Origin of the sequence: Butyrivibrio sp. XPD2002 (genome assembly GCF_000423945.1) — a bacterium.
Lineage (GTDB): Bacteria > Bacillota > Clostridia > Lachnospirales > Lachnospiraceae > Butyrivibrio.
In genome coordinates this window covers 193,086-210,715 of record NZ_KE384115.1, presented here as the reverse complement: position 1 = coordinate 210,715, position 17,630 = coordinate 193,086, and the positions used below count along the sequence as shown (strand labels likewise).

Annotated in this window: 11 protein-coding genes; 1 reads left to right on the top strand and 10 read right to left on the bottom strand. The window is 42.9% G+C overall.

Annotated elements, in window-relative coordinates:
• Window positions 1–123: 123 nt before the first annotated feature.
• The 6 genes from purB to G587_RS0118515 all read right to left on the bottom strand — a co-directional run bounded on the left by purB (window position 124) and on the right by G587_RS0118515 (window position 10,198).
• Window positions 124–1,557, bottom strand: a complete 1,434-nt coding sequence (purB, locus tag G587_RS0118540) for an adenylosuccinate lyase (RefSeq protein WP_026493466.1) — start codon at window positions 1,555–1,557, stop codon at window positions 124–126.
• Between the two features lie 24 nt (window positions 1,558–1,581).
• The gene (gene purF, locus G587_RS0118535; RefSeq protein ID WP_026493465.1) at window positions 1,582–3,021 is read right to left on the bottom strand and encodes an amidophosphoribosyltransferase; all 1,440 of its coding nucleotides are present in this window, start codon (window positions 3,019–3,021) and stop codon (window positions 1,582–1,584) included.
• Window positions 3,022–3,171: 150 nt separating this feature from the next.
• The gene (locus G587_RS0118530; protein WP_026493464.1) at window positions 3,172–4,368 is read right to left on the bottom strand and encodes a hypothetical protein; all 1,197 of its coding nucleotides are present in this window, start codon (window positions 4,366–4,368) and stop codon (window positions 3,172–3,174) included.
• On the bottom strand, window positions 4,368–5,198 hold the full coding sequence (locus G587_RS24755; RefSeq protein ID WP_026493463.1) for a hypothetical protein: 831 nt from the start codon (window positions 5,196–5,198) through the stop codon (window positions 4,368–4,370). The genes G587_RS0118530 and G587_RS24755 overlap by 1 nt, the downstream gene beginning before the upstream one ends.
• Window positions 5,195–6,502 (bottom strand): DUF5716 family protein, encoded by a 1,308-nt coding sequence (locus G587_RS0118520; protein WP_026493462.1) that lies wholly within the window; start codon window positions 6,500–6,502, stop codon window positions 5,195–5,197. Before G587_RS0118520 ends, G587_RS24755 begins: the two co-directional genes overlap by 4 nt.
• Before the next feature lie 114 nt (window positions 6,503–6,616).
• Window positions 6,617–10,198: a DUF5717 family protein gene (locus G587_RS0118515; protein WP_026493461.1), complete on the bottom strand. Its 3,582-nt coding sequence runs from the start codon at window positions 10,196–10,198 to the stop codon at window positions 6,617–6,619.
• A gap of 233 nt (window positions 10,199–10,431) precedes the next feature.
• Between G587_RS0118515 and G587_RS0118510 the strand changes: the two genes are divergently transcribed.
• Entirely contained in the window at window positions 10,432–11,769 is a 1,338-nt protein-coding gene (locus tag G587_RS0118510) for a hypothetical protein (RefSeq protein ID WP_026493460.1), read from the top strand.
• A gap of 132 nt (window positions 11,770–11,901) precedes the next feature.
• On the opposite strand, the gene G587_RS0118505 is transcribed toward G587_RS0118510, so the two are convergent.
• From G587_RS0118505 to G587_RS0118490, 4 genes are all read right to left on the bottom strand, one after another.
• The gene (locus G587_RS0118505; RefSeq protein WP_026493459.1) at window positions 11,902–12,681 is read right to left on the bottom strand and encodes a hypothetical protein; all 780 of its coding nucleotides are present in this window, start codon (window positions 12,679–12,681) and stop codon (window positions 11,902–11,904) included.
• A 163-nt stretch (window positions 12,682–12,844) separates the two neighbouring features.
• Window positions 12,845–13,135 carry a PrsW family glutamic-type intramembrane protease gene (locus tag G587_RS0118500; protein WP_026493458.1) on the bottom strand — a complete coding sequence of 97 codons (291 nt, stop codon included), beginning with the start codon at window positions 13,133–13,135 and terminating at the stop codon, window positions 12,845–12,847.
• Between the two features lie 57 nt (window positions 13,136–13,192).
• Window positions 13,193–15,862 carry an InlB B-repeat-containing protein gene (locus G587_RS0118495; protein WP_026493457.1) on the bottom strand — a complete coding sequence of 890 codons (2,670 nt, stop codon included), beginning with the start codon at window positions 15,860–15,862 and terminating at the stop codon, window positions 13,193–13,195.
• 62 nt (window positions 15,863–15,924) lie between these two features.
• The gene (locus G587_RS0118490) at window positions 15,925–17,289 is read right to left on the bottom strand and encodes an MATE family efflux transporter (RefSeq protein WP_026493456.1); all 1,365 of its coding nucleotides are present in this window, start codon (window positions 17,287–17,289) and stop codon (window positions 15,925–15,927) included.
• Window positions 17,290–17,630: the final 341 nt, after the last annotated feature.

The window sequence follows — 17,630 nt, the reverse complement described above, 5'->3', positions numbered from 1 at the left end:
GTATCTGGCGGTAGCATAAAAACTGCCACCAGATCAACAATCTGATGGCAGAAAATTTTGTTTTTTCTATTGTCTACTTGACGGGTAGCAGTTCAATTCTTAGTGCGACAGCCCCTTTGTTTTTTATACGTTTATTTCAGCTGTAAGACCAAGCTCGTCCTTGTTTGCTTCAAGGATAGGATTAACTACCTCAGCAAGGAATCTCTCAACCTGGTGTGCACTGCATCCGGTATACTTTTTAGGATCCATGCACTCCTTGATCTTATCCTCTGTCATGTGGAAAGCGGGATCTTTAACGATCATATCAAGAAGGTCATTGTCCTTACCATCCTTCTTAACGTGGTCGCCGGCGATCATTGAGAGCTCTCTGATCTTCTCGTGGAGCTCCTGTCTGTTACCGCCAAGCTTAACAGCATCCATCATGATGTTCTCTGTAGCCATGAAGGGAAGCTCAGACATAAGTCTCTTCTCGATAACCTTGGGATATACAACAAGGCCGTCTGTTACGTTCATGCAAAGATCAAGGATACCATCGATAGCAAGGAAGCCTTCTGGAATAGAAAGTCTCTTGTTAGCTGAATCATCGAGCGTTCTCTCAAACCACTGTGAGATCTCTGTGATTGCAGGGTTAAGTGTATCCACGATCACATATCTTGAAAGTGAGCAGATTCTCTCACTTCTCATGGGATTTCTCTTATAAGCCATAGCTGAAGAACCGATCTGCTTAGCTTCATGGGGCTCCTCAACCTCTTTAAGGTGCTGAAGAAGTCTGATATCCTGAGCCATCTTGGTTGCTGAAGAAGCAATTCCTGCAAGAACGTTAACAACCTTCATATCGATCTTACGGCTGTAGGTCTGGCCTGAAACTGCCATGCAGCCCTTGAAGCCCATCTTCTCTGCGAGCATGGGATCAAGCTTATCAACCTTAGTGAGGTCTCCGTCAAAGAGCTCAAGGAAGGAAGCCTGTGTTCCTGTTGTTCCCTTTGAGCCAAGGAGCTTCATGTTATCGAGAACATAGTCAAGGTCCTCAAGGTCGATTGTGAAGTCCTGAAGCCACAGTGATGCTCTTTTACCTACTGTTGTGGGCTGTGCAGGCTGAAAATGTGTAAATCCAAGTGTAGGAAGATCCTTGTACTCATCAGCAAACTTTGCAAGGCTGCTGATAACGTTAAGAAGCTTTTTACGAACAAGCTTAAGAGCCTCTGTCATGATGATGATATCTGTGTTATCACCAACGTAGCAGCTTGTAGCTCCAAGGTGAATGATACCTGCTGCCTTAGGGCACTGCTGGCCGTAAGCATATACATGGCTCATTACGTCGTGACGAACCTCCTTCTCACGGGCAATAGCTACCTCGTAGTTGATGTCGTCCTGATGTGCCTTAAGCTCATCGATCTGCTCCTGTGTAATATTAAGTCCAAGCTCGTGCTCGATCTCAGCAAGTGCAATCCAAAGCTTTCTCCAGGTCTTAAACTTCATGTCCTGTGAAAAAATGTACTGCATCTCCCTGCTTGCATAACGCTCTGAAAGCGGGCTACTGTAACGATCTGTGCTCATAAAATCCTCCTAAAAATTTAAAATTTATTTCTCGAAGTCACCGCGAATATCTTCTTCCGGCGGTGCTACAGGATAATCTCCTGTAAAGCATCCCTTACAAATATCAAATTTATGTCCTACGAGCTCATCAAGACGCTCTTCTCTAAGATATCCCAGGGAATCAGCTCCGATGATCCTGCATATCTCATCAATACTTCTATTATATGCGATAAGCTGTTCTCTTGCAGGAACATCCGTGCCAAAATAGCAGGGCCATAAGAATGGCGGTGAGCTTACTCTCATGTGAACTTCAGTAGCTCCCGCATCCCTCAGCATCCTTACAATTCTGTCAGAGGTTGTTCCGCGGACAATCGAATCATCTATCATGATAACACGTTTTCCCTTAACTGCGTTACCAAGTGCATTAAGCTTAACCTGAACGCTGCTCTCACGGCTCTTCTGACCTGGCTTTATAAAGGTTCTTCCTATGTACTGATTTTTAACAAATGCCTGACCATAGGGTATTCCTGACTCCATGGAATAGCCAAGGGCTGCACAGTTACCTGATTCCGGAACACCGACTACAACGTCAGCCTCCACAGGTGAATCCATGGCAAGGAAGCGGCCTGCCTTTATTCTTGATTCATATACGCTGACACCGTCAAGAACGCTGTCAGGTCTTGCAAAGTAAATATACTCAAATATGCAGTGTCCGTGCTTAACACTGTTACACATCTGTCTGTTGGACTCGATGCCCTTTTCGGGAGAAATGGTGACGATCTCTCCGGGCTCAACATCTCTTATGTACTCAGCGCCAATGGTATCAAGGGCGCAGGTCTCAGATGCAAGGATGTAGCAGTTATCACGCTTACCGATTACAAGAGGTCTGAATCCGTTGGGATCCCTTGCTCCTATAAGCTTTCTGGGAGACATGATGACAAGGGAATAAGCTCCCTTTATCTTATGCATCGCATTGGCTACAGCCAGCTCAACATTTGGAGTATTAAGTCTCTCTCTGGCAATGTGATATGCAATAACCTCAGAATCGATGGTCGTCTGGAAAATAGCACCTGTATACGCAAGCTCCTCACGAAGCTCAGGTGCGTTCACCAGATTACCGTTGTGAGCCATTGCAAGAGTCCCCTTAACGTAATTAAGGACAAGGGGCTGAGCGTTTTCTCTGGTGCTGCTGCCGGCTGTGGAGTATCTCACATGCCCTACACCTATATCACCATGCATCCCTGAAAGGATCTCATGATTAAACGCTTCATTAACCAGTCCCATGTCCTTATGACTCGTTACTTTTCCTTTAGGTCCCATCGTCTCGCTGACGGCTATACCGCAGCTCTCCTGCCCTCTATGCTGCAGGGACAACAGTCCGTAGTAAATTGAAGGCGCGACATCCATGCCATCGAAATCGTACATTCCGAAGACGCCGCATTCCTCACCTATCTTATCGTTCTCATTGTGAAAAAATTTACTCATTAAATTCCCTACCTAAAAATAACTTCTTATTTTCAGAACCAACACTGAACATACTACATTATCTAACTTTTCTTGGCAATAAAAAAATGGGTGCTGCAGCAAAGAAAACTTAGCCCCTTTGCCACAGTTCCCATATAATTCATTACCTATTCACGCTCCGGGATATCTCTGCTCGAAGCGGTCTACCATATCCAGGATCTCCTGCCTGTAAACAGGATACTGTTTTACAAGCTCCTCAATCTCTGTCTTGGCATTACCTGCAACCACATCCCTCTTATAATCCATCTGCTTACGAAGAGCCTGACGCTGTCCCACCAGCTCGTGGCGGATCTCAACCTCCTCGTTGTGGTTAATAAGAGCAATCGCCTGATGAACCCAGATATCAGGATCCTTGATGCGATACTTTCTAAGTGTAAACACAAGTGCCTTCTGATTGGCATCAAGCTGCTTGGTAGCATTAGCATAGCGCTCACGCTCGGTTTTTTCAAGTAGATACTTATTATACAGACTTGAAAGCTCCCTGGAATTACTGATTCCATATTTCATGCACTCGTAATCAATAAGGTTCTTGTTGTTAACATATCTTATCTTAACAGTATTCTGAAGCTGAATAAGTCTCGCCATACTGTTGAGAACAACCTTCTTCTCTCTTCGCTGCTCGTGAATCTTCTGGTTTATTAATAAGAAGGATAACGCCGCAATGACAATGGCAACCATATATCCATAGATTACATTCAGCTTAAGCGCCAATGAGATTATTGTGAGCACCACAGTTATGAATCCAAGCGCAGCCGCGATCACAATCATCAGCTTCTGCATGTTATCGAGAGAAATCTCTATCTCAGCACGTCTAAGCTCGTAGGCCTTACGCTCCTCATCAAGCCTTCTAAGGTCATTCTTAACCTTTTTCTGATGCTCCTCGGCGTCAAGCAGAGTCTTCGCGCCCTTCTTAGCGTCATTGGCAAGACGCTCCATCTTCTCAAATTCCTGATCCGTCATTCTGCTCTTGCGCTTATTGAAGTTCTTCTGCTGTTCCTCACTGTCAATGATGCGCTTGGCACAGTCATTTACTTCCTCTCTGTTCTCCGGAGGGAGAGCATCTATCTCCTCCATATCACGGAGATGGGAGGTGACCACGCGGTACTCAAACTGTAGTGAGTCCATGTCACGACTGGCCTCAGCCATCTGCTGCAGACAATTCTCCACATACTCACGGCGCTGGGCCGGATCGTCTATATCTATATTTTTCCTGGTATAGACTATATCGTTCCAGTTCTCCAGCTCGTTCTGCTGATGGCGCTCCTGCCTATATGTATCCTTTTTCTTGAAAATATCAAAGAACCCCATTATTCAACCAATCCCCGGTACTCTTCCTTCATATCCTCTGTTATTCTGTCTATCTCTTCATAGTACTCGCTCATCTTAGCCCCTGTGCGGTACAGTTCAAGACTTCTTATCTTAAAGTTAGCGCTGCTGGCATCATAGAGATCACTTGCTTCATCCATTCTCTGCTCAAGCTTAAGAGAAAGATTGTGAGCCTCCTTGTGATTGCCGACAAATGCGATGTACTCCTTTTCATCCATGGTCATTCGCTTGGCTGCAAGGAATCCTAAATAGGACTCATCCTCTCCGCCATCCTCCCAGGCCTTGTAAAAATACTCAGCAGCACGGTCATACATAAAAAGATGCGCAAACATAACGCCCTGATTATGCTCTATTCTGGCACGGACATTTTTATCCATGTCGGTCTTATTCTTCGTAAGATAGCCAAGCTCTGCAAAGGCCTGTCTGAGATGTCCCTGCTTCATCAAAAAGTCTGCTCTCGCCATGCGCTTATCAAAGACATCCATATCAGCGTTGTTCTTAAGAATCTCCTCGGTGCCTGACACCTCTTCCTTGGAAGAATATCCGACATACTCAAGTAAAAGTCCTGCAAAGGAAGCCGCTGAGCAGTTGTGAACCAGCATCTTCCTCAGCTCATCGGATAACTTCTCAAGTCCAAGCTCATCGCCTATCCAGTCCACAAGCCCCATCTCAAAGGAGTCCGAATCCATAAGGAATGCATTCTGAGTTATACAGTAGCAAAGCTCCTCAATGGAATAGATTCGTCTTCCGATTTTCTCTAAATAATATGGTTTTAATGCGTACCTTCCGGTACAAAGAATCAGATCGCTCATACCGGAATCACCTCATCCCAAAACATGCCGGAGCTCTCATAAAGCTCGCCAAAGCCCATGTCCTCCACATGAACATTAACCTTGTTGGCAGCGCTCATGGCCACCTTCATGCGAAGTCTCGTGGTTCTCGGCGGGCGCTCAGGAAGCCCCTCCAGTTCTATTTTATGTACATGCTTCTCCCCTTCCGTAAGAGGAGTGATCATTATATCTATGCAATTCTCATCATCCAGAATAACATCAAGCCCTGTGCTGATGTCATACCAGTTTTCACCTGCATCAAGAAGGGCATGGTAAACCTGCTGTCCCTGCTTTCTGACCATCATTCCCACGTTGGACTTAAGCTTTCCACCGTCAAGAAGGACGTACTTATCCATTCTTCCACTGGGACCAACCTTCTCTCTGGCTGCTATGCTGGCGCCCTTACTGAAAAGATTGTTACCCTGGAAAACTCGCCTTGTTCTGCACAAAAACTCCAGAGATTTTTGCATCCACTGCTCCCTGAAGCCCTCTCCAAGAAGGAAAACGGAGCTGACAATTCTGCCCTCCATGGTTCTCTCCGAGAACTCGAGGAATTTTGTATCAAGTCTTGTAACCTGCTCAGCGCGGTCATTAGTATTATCGGAAAGCTTACCTTCGGAAAGTGCCATTCCGTCATAGGAATACTTATCTATAGTTACCACTATGGGCTTTGTTCTGTGATTGAGCTTCATGTCGTAGACCATCATCTCACCAAAGCTGTAATCACAGGCTATAACAGCGTGGGACAAAAGCTCATCCGGCTGATAGAGCATGTAGTGATAAAGGCTGTCCTCATAGCTCTGATAGAACACGTTCTTTACAGGAAGTGACAGCGCACCTGTAACCTCAGAGAGCACCTCTATCATTCTGGTATCCATATTCCTGGTGGTAAAGGCAATGGCATCCACCATATCCATAGACATCTCCATAGACAGAAGTGATAAGGTTCTTTTCACAAAAAGAGTGAGAAGCGAAACAGGGTCGTAGCCCGTACCATCAACATCGACACGCCTTCCCATGCGGGCATTCTCGATCAGGCGGTCAACCCTTACGGCCTCTCCTGCCTCAATCTTGGCAATGGCCTCCTTACCATAGAACCACTGGTTTACTTCCTTCCTCTTAGCAAGAACCGTAGGAATGTTGTAGGCCTCTGCCCCTGCGAGGACAGACAGAGTCTCCGGAAGGTCAGAATCAGACGCAAGAAAACTAATCTGCGAGACCTCTTCTCCCAGATCATAGCCAAGTACGTATCTTCTTGCAGTTTTTGATTCTCTGAAAAATGCCATTTTTACCCTCATCCGTCAGCTCCGCTGACACCTGTCTCCGCTCCGCTTCGGTCCGCGCAGAACCGACGTCCACTGGACGTCGTGCGCCCCAGAGGGAGAAGGCTTTATATTTTCTTATAACGTCCTGAACAATTTGTTTGTCAGGAATCTCTTCTTATAATATTCCGACAGCAGTCTGTCCACAGTGTCGTAGTCCTGAAGAGTCTTACCTATCATAATATCATTTATGATGGAATATCTTCCTGCCGTAGCCTCCTGAACAATGTCGTTCTTGGAGATGGTGCCGCTCTCAGTGAGCTTTTCTCCGCGGCCGTTGTAATTCTCCTCCGTGATGTAATACTGAATCTGCTCGCCGAAGAAAATTATGAAATCCGCATCGTAGATGCCGGGATACATCTCCTGCATCTGCTTGGTCTTGTATTCCTCGTTATCATCCTCGCTGCTGATGTAGTGAACGATACACTTGGTTCCGGGAGTCGTGCGGTATTCCACGATCGACTTGTCACAGAACTGATGCATCTCAGCAAACTCGCTCTGATAATGCATGAAAAACGAGAAATAAATATCCTTATCAAGAAGCTCTCTTAAGAACTCCTGAAGTATATCCTTGTAAGGCTTGAGTGTGTCGTGGCCTGTCTCCGTAAAGCTCTTAAGATAAGCCATTTTGCACACTAAAGGTAAATCCGCTCCGGACTTGGCAAGCTCACCAATTCTCTCAAATACGTAACTGTCAGTTACCATATTATCAACGAAGTAGTCATGGGAGCTCTTTGCAAGAAATGCCTTTTCCAGCAGGTCTCCTCCGCCGCTCTTCTTAACATAGTTTCTGAAAAGAGTGATCTTATCTCCGATGTGAGCTCCGGTGTAGAGTATCTGTGTAAGGATTCTCTTGGAAAGCTCAAACACATCGGCTCCCTGAGCCTCCGCTATTTTCCAAAGGTCTCTCATATCCTTAACAGTTCCGGTGTAGCTCTCGCACAGGAAGTTTATTAGCTGACCATCATATTTGGAATGTGAGAAGGCATACCATGCGATCTTGGCATTCTCCTCGGTATTCTCGAAGGATTCATTATCCATAAGTCTTCCGCATAGACGCATCACCACTCTGGGATCCAGCTTGTAGGTACCGAACCTGCTGACAAGCTTGTAAGCCATGGTGTAATTACCGGACATGACCATAAGCTCAAACATACTGGTTCTGTCGGGAGTGCTGAGCTTCTCGGTATCAACCTCATCCATGTACTCTGAGAGCTGTCTCTCGAAGTTATTATCATAGTAGAATCTGATAAGACTCTCTCTAATATGCTGTCTGCAGATGCTTCTGATCTGCGGATCACTGGCAAGAGCTCTGTATCTGCCTACGTTCTCCATGGTTATGGTGTAGGCACTTTTCTCTATCTCGCACAGGAAAAGCTCAATGCTCTCCTGCCCCTTCTGAATATAGGGAACCGCGTAGGATGCCAGCTGTCCCACAAGCATAAGCTTGGAATTTATATAGGGTATTCCCTCTGAAAATCTGTTGTCATCAGCATCCACCAGGAACACCGAATAGTCACTGCCGTAAAGCGGAACGTAAGCCACTCCGTTTGCAAGAGGATACTCCAGCTCCTGTTCAAGCTTGTCGTAAACCACAACAACCTTGACCATACGCTTATTATCTGTCTTGATCTCGTTTGAAAAGAGAATTCTCATGACCTTGTCACAGTTACCGGCATCAACCATCTGCCTTGTGAGAAGGTTCTTATATAAATAACCAAGATCCTTATTGATTCGGCCTCTGTCCACCTGCTCCAGAAGGTATTTTTCAATCTGAAGTCTGTAGGAATCGTAGAGATCAGGGTACTCACCCCTGTGCTCATGGAGATATCTGTAAAGGATCGCGTTTTTCTCATAGTCAAGATTACTCTGATAGGAAAAGAACATCAGAACCATCTTGGAAATATCACAAGGAAGCATTCCATCCTCATCGAGGTAGATGGAAGCCATATAATACTCATAAAGTCTTGTTATGTGAAGCTCATTATCAACGCCGAGAGCATACCAGTCGAAGGCCTCGGGATCTGTTCTGTTACCCTTTATCAAAAGTGAACAGATAGCTTCAAGACTCTCCCTGTCCTGTCTCTCTGCGTAGCAGGCCATGAGAATCTTCACAAGTCTCTCGTTATAATTCCTCTCCCTTGTTCCAAGATACACGATCTGGTCCATGAGATGAGCTTGGATTATGCCTTTTTTCACACCATACTTAAGAGTGTGCAGCTCAAAGTCCCCAGCCTTGGAAAGCATGGTGGGTGATTCAGTCATAAGGCTCAAAGCTTCAATATATATAATCGGACTTCTGCAGCCATCGTTGAACTGCTGCTCCAAAAGAAGCCATCTGCTGGTAGGACTTGTGGCATACTCCTCGGAAATATAAAGAAGGAGCCATGCAATACGCCAGTTATCGGAATTCCTGGAGAAAATACCCTCCATCATTCTCGACACTTCATTGGTCGCATACTCATCTCTCTCAACAAGAGTCGTCAGATAGAGGTAATAACAAAACAGCGTATCGTTATCAGGATATTCCTCTTCAAGCACTGTCTTCATCTGATCCAGAATCCACTTACCCTCGCTGACTCTGTTAGCAGTGATGAGGTACTGGGCTGTGTAAAGTCTGAAGACCGGATCCTTGGCATCCGTGGCATTCATCTTATTTACAAGTCTTCCTGTCTCAGCTATCCAGTCTCTGGAGCCTATCTTCTTGGCTCTGAAATCCTCGTAAAGTCGCACCAATTCAACTGTTAATTTTTTCTTTTCCATCTCAACAGAGCTAAGGTGCTCAACACCAAGATTCACCCTTACTGTTACAGGAATCTTCACCTCTCTGTAGGGAGTTCTGAAAATAACAGCTCCAAAGTTATTACCATCATGAAGGAGAGATGCGTCAACTCTGAACTTAAAGAAGCAGTTATTACCTATAAAATCGTTGTCGCTAAGCTCTCTGGAATCCGAAGACATAAACTCGCCGTCAAACTCCACTTCTAATTTGGTATATCCCCAGCCGTTACGAACCAGCATAACAGTGTGCTCTGACTCTGCAGCAGGATTATCTATTTCGATCTCTGCTCTGTCAGGAATATATTCTATGGGCTGTTTCTTCTTTATAGAGATAAGGAACTCCTCCATATTGGCTTCTGAGCCGGGAACAGCCGAAAGACCGCGATAAAGACTCTCAAAGCCCTGTTCATTCTCCTCAAAGACCTCTATAAAGTCATCAGAATAAAAAAGCTTTTTCGCTTCATCCCAGTCAGTTTTTGCTACATTAACAAAGTGGAACATGTTGCGGATAGGTCCCATGCTTGACATAACATGGCTAATCTCCACGTTCACAACAAAAGGAAGCTGATATTCTCCCTGATTGGAAATGACGTTAAACTCGCCCTTAATGGCATCTCCGGGGCTTAAGCCCGTGCCATCAAAGCGGTATCCAACCTCAAATTCGTAGCCGGAAAAATCAGCTGTGAGGACCTCCATACGAAGCTCAGAGGTCGCAATAAGCCCCTGCACTGCCTTGTCTTTTGGTCCATAGATAATAAAGCTTCCCTCAGAAATCTCGCCCGGCTTGATAGTCAGCTCCAGACGTGGAAGAGAGAAACTTAGTGATCTTTCTGTATTTTCAAATTGTCCGTTTAAAATGCGATCAATAACACTATTCACAAAAAAGATTCCCCGAAGAAAACATATTCTTGATTATTATAGCATATATAAATTATTGTGTGCATAAGGTCATAAACAAAATATGACAATTACTTTAAACAGGTACTCGTTTCCGGCAGCATTGATAAAAATCCCTTAAATGGATATAATATCAAAAAAACGTGTCATGTTTGTAATACTTTGGGGTGGACATGTTTTGTTACTGTTTTATGTTTTTTATGAGGATTGGGTAAATGAAAAAAGTTCTTCGGTTCAGGCTGATATTCTGCCTGATTGTCGTTGCTATTATTGCTTACAAGCAGGTATACCGGCTTATAAACATTCCTATTACCTGGGATGAAGGTATCACTTATGTTTTCTATGTAAACAGTTTTTTCCACAGCGGAGATTTCCTTGGCGGAATCAGAACCTGCCTTAACGGCGAGATCTACTGCGCTGCCAACAACCACCTGCTAAATACCTTCCTTATCGGTATCACTGAACTAATCACCAATACCAGATATAATATCGCTGTCATCAGATTCCCGATTTTTGTTTTCTGGGTTCTGTATACCTATGCCTGCTCCAGGCAGTTTCTTAAGAAAAACATCTCCTACGTTGCATTTGTAATGCTCCTGTGCTGTTCCTATATTAACGAATTCTTCGCTCTGGCAAGGGGCTACGGCTACGCTGTAGCACTTGTCTGCATATCGCTTTTTGCCTACAAGGAATGGCTAAATGACACCAAGGACAGGAACATTATCCTCTGCTTCTATGCTCTCCTTTTTGCAGAGCTTGCAAACACAGCTGCTCTCCTTATCACAGCAGCAGTTGCAATAGTTTTCCTTATTAAAATAGTATCCGAAAAGAAGTTCCTCATATACCTGAAAAGCCTCTGGCTTCCAGTATCAGTTTGGATAGCGCTGCAGCTCCTGGTTGTAAAGTATCACTTCCTTATTACAAAGTATGACCTTTCAATTGCAAACGACAGAGCAGGCGGAGTAAAAACACTGATAGTAAATCTCATCTCTCTTCCGCTTACGCAGAGAATGGTACCAAAGCCGCTTCAGCTGTTCTTAGTTACGCTTGTATTATTAAACGCCTACGTAATAATAAAGAAAATGAAGGTGATAAACGATTATCCCTTCACCATGATGATCTTCTCATATGTTTTCATCTGCTTTGCAATGGTGGAGATTCTAAAGCACTTCTCTGACCAGTCCGGCTACCCTGCAGGGAGAGTTCTCATATTGGTGTACCCACTCTGCATCATGGCACTGGATGAGCTTTTAAGGAATCCTCTGGTTCTGTTAAAAGAAAGCACATTTCCAAGAACCGTTCCCGCCACTTCAGTTGCAGTAGCCCTTATAGGCCTGGTCTTCTTCTCTGCAACCACAAACTATAAGCAGACCACCGATTGGCCTGAAGCAGCCACCTGTAAAAAAGCCGCTTACAAGGTTTACAAATCCCACGGCAAAAAAGGAATGGGATACCTTCAGGACATAAGCTACAACACGGATGCCTTTATCTATTGGCAACAAAAAATACTCTATGAAGACGGTTATGATATATTCAATACAGACGGGAAATAATAGCTAAATACGCATCCCCGCGGAGCGTTTCTATTTTTGAAAGAAATGAAACATAAAAACAGGAGCCACCCAGTAACGTAGTATAATGGGTGACTCCTGTAGTTTTATTTTACTTTAAATAGTTCGGTTAAATTATTTAACCTTTGCGATCTTCTTTGACTTTGACCAGTCTGAGTAGTACTTAACGCCATTCTCTTTAACGTATGTTCTTACCTGAACGTAGTACTTCTTGCCGCTCTTAAGGCCGCTCTTCTCGATTGTGCCCTTCTTATCCTTGAACTCAATCTTCTTAGCCTTTACGCTCTTTTTCTTAACGTTCTTGTCGAAGTCTTTGCTTGTTGAGAATCTTACTTCGTATCCGTCTACCTTCTTAGCCTTCTTAATTGTAACCTTTGCTGTCTTCTTTGCAGGTGACTCAGCGTTGCGGATCTTTGTTACCTTATCTGTGATGATGTCAGCCTTAACCTGAACTGTAATGTCCTTAGAATCATCATCATTAGATATAGAAATATAATACATGCCTGCCTTGATATCTTTGCTGGTATCATAAGTCTTTCCAGCTTCAATGTCCTTCTTTGTGTCTTCAATAATGTGATCTTTTTCATTCTCTTTCCAGGCAACAACATCTACCTTTGCAGCATCCTTAGCCTTTACGAAAACTCTGAGCTTTCCATCGATGTCAGACTTAATCTTATAAACTACATTCATTCCAGCTTCAATTTTAGTCTCTGCTGCGAAATCATCATCATTCTTAAGCTCTGCTTTAGCTGTTTCCTGTATTTCTTTAATTGTATTATCATCCTGAGTTGATGCATAAGCTGTAATTGCAGGTGCCATTGCGAAAGATGAGCAAGCCATAACACTTGCTAATGTGATTGCTAAACGTCTTGAAATCTTCTCAAAAATCCTCATAGAATAACCCTCCTTGACAAGGTTAGAAAACTTTTGGTAATCGCTGTGATTACCCCTGACATTTTTGAGTATAATCATATTTGTCTATCTTGTCAACAAAATGCGACCATTTTATGATTTTATTAGATTTTGACATTTTTATACATAATTTCACTATAAATATTTATGATTTAGTTCTTACCGGTCTATCCTCATGTACGTATTTCTTTATATTCTTATATGCATTGACATTCAGCACGCACATTATAATTACCAGTGCCAATACACTTGCCAAAACAAATAGTCCGTTGTCGCTTGCACTTGAAACAAGCGTCACTGAATCATAAATACCATGAATCAGCATTGCTATCAAAAGATTCTCAACCATTTCAAAGCCTATAGCCACTGTGGTGGAATAAACCACTCCGTCAAAACGAAAATTGAAAGCCGGGTGCTTCCAGGTCAATATTTTCAAAGCAAAACCTCTTTTCTTATTATTTCGTGAGGCTAATAAAATGAAAAAACATTGAGGTCAGCCCTTCTTGTATTTAAACTTACCGTTCTTTGCTCCCGCCTTTTTAAGCTTCTTCACAACTTTCTCGTAAAGCTTTTTATCCCTGCAAATGACTGTGAATTTGGCATCATCCTTGATGCCCTTAAAGCTTCCTTTTCCAACAGTCTTAAGGTTGTTGGCTCTGATTGTTATTTTTTTCAGGTTCTTGCATCCCCTGAAGGCGTTGGCACCTATCTTCTCGATGTTCGCTCCAAGCTTAACGCTCTTAAGCTTCTTGCAGTTCTTGTAAGCATTCTTCGAAATCTGTGTAACCTTATAGCTCTTTGTGCCATAGGATACTTCATTTCCGATACTTACAGATTTAACCTTCGTGTTATTGGTGCGAGCAACCGTGGCCTCTCCGGAAGCAGTAACCTCATATGTATCTCCGTCACTTTCAATCTTGCCATCTGGTGGAAGCTCATCCTTAGGCTGCTCAGGCTCCTGATTTACAGTTGCATTTCCGTTATTCTGCTGGTTATTATCAGGCTTTACACTTTCCTGAGGATTATCCTGAGCCGGTTGTTCTTCGCTCTGGACTTGCTCAGCAATCTTCTCCCACACAGCATATAAAGTATCACACTTTGTTACCTTATAGGTTGTACCAAGAATAGTGCCGTTTTTACTGTTACTCCAGCCCTTGAATGTATAGCCGTCACGCGTAGGAGCCTCGATATTTGCAAGATCTATTTCCGTGCCATACTCATATGAAGTCTCATATGACTGATTGTCCTTTGAAAACTTTCCGCCGTCTGCATCAAATGTGACTGTGTATTCATTTATCTTCCACTTTGCAAAAGCATAGTGATCCATAGTATTATATACGGACATGTCTGCTGTTACTTCTTCATCGTAAAACTCAGTAAACCATCCAAGGAATGTGTATCCTTCTCTTGAAGGAGTACCAGCAATCTTGAGTGCATCCTCATAGGTTCCTCCATAATAAACAGTAGCCTCTTTATCCCCTGTCCCCCCTTCATTATCACAAAAATGAATCGTGCTGCTGATAGGACTCCAATGTGCATACAAGGTTATATCTTCAGTAAATACAGTTTCTTCTGTTACCTTGTTTCCGCCTTCTTCGGCATCAAACCATCCGAGGAAATCATATCCATACAGCTCAGCATCCGGCAATTCATCTATACATTCACCACGATTTATCGTTGTGCCACCTATATAACATATTCCACCATTTTCTTCAAATGTTACTGTAATCAAATCCAACTTTATACAACGCGCATAGATTGTAGTTGGTCCGGTTATGATAGTATCCGGTGTAAATTGCTTTTCGCAGTCTTTTTCCGTATACCAGCCATCTAAAGAATATCCCTCAATATATGCATCTATAGGCCATTCTTTTATCTTGCCTTCATAAGTAGCTGCAATACCAATTTTCAGTTCCTCAGATACCCCTTCTTCTACTCCATTCAGAGTAATTAAATATACCTTTTTATAATTGCTATAAGAATTCTCTGTGCCATACGCTACAGCAGGCTTGGTATATCCAAGGTACTTTTCATTCCTAATATGTCTAGAAGTAGAATCAGCAAATCCGGGTATCTCTCTCTTATGACTTTCAAAATCTTCTGTGGTGCGATTAAAGTAATCATGCATAAGCATATAGCCATATGTATAGTCTTTGTATTCATCGCAATCATCCCATGTAACATCGACTTCATAATAGTCACTTCCAAGCTTTACAATGTTCCAGGCATGTCCTCCGCTGTTTCCAAGGCCTCCCACAACATGACATTCTATTCCGGCCTTATTCATTAGCATCTTAAAGGCCTTTGCATAGCCATCACAAACAGGCTCTTTTTCAACAAAGGCTCCATATGCTGTGTGTGCTACATGACTGCCATTGTTTAAAGCTTTATCATTATATTTGAACGCATAAATAAGAGCATCATGAATTGTAAGTTCCTTATCCACATCATTTCCGGTAAGGCTAAGTCCATTGTAAAAAGAGTCGCATGCTGTCTGCAAATCCTTTTCCATCTGAGCTATCTCTTTACCGGTATAATTTGAAGCAGTTTTATAATATGCATAGTAGGTATATACCCTTTTTTTATTCTTAAACGAATCAAAATGTACAATATCCGGTTCGTAAACAATACTCTCCAGCTCCTCAGGATGATCAAATTCCAGAGATGCATATAAAGTATACCAATCAGGCTCTTCAAGCGCAGTTGTCCCCTCATAAATCTTCACTCCGTATGTATTTGCATTGTCAAGAGTGAGTTCCTTTACAGATCCTCTATTTTCCTGTGCAACCTGAAGCAAGCCATTATAATATTGCTTATCAGCATCCGTTAACTGATTATAGTAATAATCATTCGTATTAAAAGCCGCATTTTTCAGTCTTCTTTTAGGTGAATTCCGAGATAGCTTTTGATACTCCTCCTCGGAAATCTCTATCCCATCCACTCTTTTTTCCGTTACATCCGGGATAAAAAGATCCCCTGTAGGGTAAGATATTTCTATTTCCTCATAATTTTCAAAGGCAATCTTATTCGTGCCTCCATCTGTTCCTTCCGCATAAACATGAGCTGAATTCGTAAGCAAAATCGCCGAAATCATAATAAAAAAAGCGCATACTGACGCTATACTGCCACCCTGCTTTTTCACCAAAGAAAATCTTCTCCTCATCTTTTCTTCCCCCTTTATAAAAATATAATATTTATTTCCCTTAATTATTTATTGTAGTATATTCACTTCTTATATATATCATGTTTTTTTATATAAATGAAATAATAAATCACAAACAAAATTGATGTCGCACACCAGGTCACCCGATAGCTCATCTCAATCATTTCGACAGTTCTGTGCATAGGAAAAACAAACAAAATCCAGATCACACGAAGCACGCATATTCCAACAAGCGTTATCATCATCGGAACGAATGCATCGCCCATTCCCCTCAAAACTCCCGCGAATATCTCAACACAAATATAAGTTATATAAAAAGGCGCCAGATAATATATCATCTGAACTCCTATATCTATTACCTTCTGATCCACCACGAAAATTCCAAGAAGGACATTTCCGTAAATGCAGAATAACAGGCTCATAGGAATGGTTATAATTGATGCGATTGCCAAAGCCTGTCTGGTGCTGTTCCTTACTCTGTCAAATTTACCGGCACCAAAATTCTGTCCTGCAAAGGTTGTAGCCACAGTTCCCAACGAGCCAATAGTCATCCAGAATATTACATCAACCTTGCCGTAGGCAGCCCATGCCGAAGCCACATCTTTTCCCAAGCTGTTGATAGATGCCTGGATCAGTGTGTTCGACAGCGTATAAGTCGTAGTCTGGAATCCCGCAGGAATGCCTATCTTTATAATTCTTGAGAGCATGTCCGTATCGAATCTGATCTTCCTGATATAAAGTCTGTAACTGTCAGTGCTCCTTGCAAGAACAAACATAATGATCAGTGCACTGATAAGCTGGCATAAAATGGTCGCCACCGCTACTCCGGCAACTCCGTAAACATCTCCTTTTTTTCCAAGGCCAAGTCCAATTACAAATGTAATGTCCAAAATTATATTCACAACGCAGCTGATGATAAGGACGATGAGCGGTCTTCTGGAATCCCCGACAGCTCTGAGTATCCCTGATCCCATGTTGTATATAAGGTTAGGAATCATTCCCAAAAAGAAAATCCTAAGATACATCGTTCCCGCTTCTGCCTGCTCTGCCGGAGTTTGCATTACGCTTATGAGCCATGGTGAAATTAGAACTCCTATTACAGAAATAATGGCACCGCCCGCTATAGATAGAGCTATCGCTGTATGAACCGCCTTTTCAATCTCTTCTCTCTTACCTGCTCCGTAAAACTGAGAGATGACAACCGTTGCTCCCGAGGACAGTCCCAAGAAAAATCCAAGGAACAGATTCACCACCATGGCAGCGGATCCGCCAACTGCTCCCAACGCATCACTACCTACAGCTCTGCCCACAATTATGGCGTCCACCGTATTATATAATTGTTGAAAAAAGGCTCCCAGGAGAAGTGCAAAGAAAAAAGCCAGCATGTTCTTCCATATGGAGCCTGATGTTATACTTTTGTTTCTCATAGCTATAGTATACTATCACTTTTCGATAGTTTCCGCATCATAAAAATCAGAGCCACCCACTGTTGCAGTGGATGGCTCCGTATATAACTTTTCAGTTTAATTCATATATGATGATGCGTTCAGTCTATTTGAATGAATTCTCTCTTTCAGGGCCACCTGCGGTAGTGTCCTTTAGGTCACCATTACGTCTATTCGCGAACATTTTTAATCATTGACTGAACGACAATAAAAACCTCCGCATATGTTTTACGTCTATCCGCGAACAATTCAAATAATTGACTGCACAGCACCGATAACCTCCGTATATACTATACACCTATCCGAGTACAATTCTTATTTCC

What these genes read in the sequence shown, in the direction of transcription:
- purB (WP_026493466.1), bottom strand. Translation starts at nt 1,557, where the DNA reads ATGAGCACAGATCGTTACAGTAGCCCGCTTTCAGAGCGTTATGCAAGC.
- purF (WP_026493465.1), bottom strand. Translation starts at nt 3,021, where the DNA reads ATGAGTAAATTTTTTCACAATGAGAACGATAAGATAGGTGAGGAATGC.
- G587_RS0118530 (WP_026493464.1), bottom strand. Translation starts at nt 4,368, where the DNA reads ATGGGGTTCTTTGATATTTTCAAGAAAAAGGATACATATAGGCAGGAG.
- G587_RS24755 (WP_026493463.1), bottom strand. Translation starts at nt 5,198, where the DNA reads ATGAGCGATCTGATTCTTTGTACCGGAAGGTACGCATTAAAACCATAT.
- G587_RS0118520 (WP_026493462.1), bottom strand. Translation starts at nt 6,502, where the DNA reads ATGGCATTTTTCAGAGAATCAAAAACTGCAAGAAGATACGTACTTGGC.
- G587_RS0118510 (WP_026493460.1), top strand. Translation starts at nt 10,432, where the DNA reads ATGAAAAAAGTTCTTCGGTTCAGGCTGATATTCTGCCTGATTGTCGTT.
- G587_RS0118505 (WP_026493459.1), bottom strand. Translation starts at nt 12,681, where the DNA reads ATGAGGATTTTTGAGAAGATTTCAAGACGTTTAGCAATCACATTAGCA.
- G587_RS0118495 (WP_026493457.1), bottom strand. Translation starts at nt 15,862, where the DNA reads ATGAGGAGAAGATTTTCTTTGGTGAAAAAGCAGGGTGGCAGTATAGCG.
- G587_RS0118490 (WP_026493456.1), bottom strand. Translation starts at nt 17,289, where the DNA reads ATGAGAAACAAAAGTATAACATCAGGCTCCATATGGAAGAACATGCTG.